The 787-nt window shown below is 65.8% G+C and carries 1 protein-coding gene; it reads left to right on the top strand.

Annotated elements, in window-relative coordinates; genetic code table 11:
• A partial coding sequence (locus tag EOA60_RS35420; RefSeq protein WP_164899895.1) for an ABC transporter ATP-binding protein occupies positions 1 to 787 on the top strand: 787 nt, incomplete at both ends.

Below are 787 nucleotides of genomic sequence, written 5' to 3'. Positions count from 1 at the left end.
GGTGTTCCAGAACTATGCGCTCTTTCCCAATATGAGCGTCGCCGACAATGTCGCTTTCGGCCTTTCGGTGCGCGGCGAGCCGAAGGCGACGATCGCTACGGAAGTGCAGCGGGCGCTGGATCTCGTCCAACTCGGCAAGCTCGGCGGCCGGCGGCCGCACCAGCTCTCGGGCGGCCAGCGGCAGCGTGTGGCGCTGGCGCGCGCCATCGTCACCAAGCCGCGCGTGCTTTTGCTCGACGAGCCGCTCGGCGCGCTTGACAAGGCGCTGCGCGTCGACATGCAGATCGAGCTGAAGCGCATCCAGCGCGAGATCGGCATCACCACCATCTTCGTCACCCACGACCAGGAAGAGGCGCTGACGATGAGCGACCGCATCGGCATATTGCGCGACGGCCGACTGGTGCAGGAGGGGCCGCCGGAGGAGATCTACGACAGGCCGCAAAGCGAGTTCGCCGCGACCTTCCTCGGCGACGCCAACATCTTTCGCGGCGATGCGACCGGCAACGGCATCAGGCTGCCCGACGGTACAGCAATCGCCGCTGCGTCGGGTGCGTCTCTCTCGGCCGGCGCCAAGGCGAGCTGCGCCGTGCGGCCCGAGCGCATCCAGATTTCAACCGGCTCTGCAACGTCCGAGGCGGGATATGCCAACACGGTCAGGGGCCAGGTTTCAAAACGCATCTTCGCCGGCAACAACAGCACCTATTTCGTCGACCGCGATGGACAGACGGTGAAGGTCATTGTCCAGAACACCGGCGCCGAGCGGCTGGCCGAAGGCCAAGAAGTGATG

The sequence above is a fragment of the Mesorhizobium sp. M1A.F.Ca.IN.020.06.1.1 genome (genome assembly GCF_004023265.1).
GTDB lineage: Bacteria > Pseudomonadota > Alphaproteobacteria > Rhizobiales > Rhizobiaceae > Mesorhizobium.
This window is presented reverse-complemented; position numbering and strand designations above follow the sequence as displayed.